This window comes from Pantoea sp. paga, assembly GCF_007558755.1.
Taxonomy (GTDB): domain Bacteria; phylum Pseudomonadota; class Gammaproteobacteria; order Enterobacterales; family Enterobacteriaceae; genus Pantoea; species Pantoea agglomerans.
In genome coordinates, this window is sequence record NZ_VLTF01000051.1 from 1 (window position 1) to 272 (window position 272).

1 tRNA gene is annotated in these 272 nt (G+C 52.6%); it reads right to left on the minus strand.

Annotated elements, in window-relative coordinates:
* Positions 1–162 precede the first annotated feature (162 nt).
* Positions 163–237: transfer RNA gene (locus FOV68_RS23930), tRNA-Glu, on the minus strand.
* Between the last annotated feature and the right edge of the window lie 35 nt (positions 238–272).

Below are 272 nucleotides of genomic sequence, written 5' to 3' on the forward strand. Positions count from 1 at the left end.
TCATTCCTTAATTACGGAGGAATGACGCGCTGCGTCGTTTCAATTTTCAGCTTGTTCCGGATTGTTAAAGAGCAAATATCTCAAACGCGGCCCGGCTGCTTACGCAACCAAATCGGTTTTGAGATACTGTATGGAGACACCTTTCACCTGTCACCAAGCAGGTGGCGTCCCCTAGGGGATTCGAACCCCTGTTGCCGCCGTGAAAGGGCGGAGTCCTAACCGCTAGACGAAGGGGACACAAAAGTGTCACGACTTCGCAGCCGTCCTGCTCA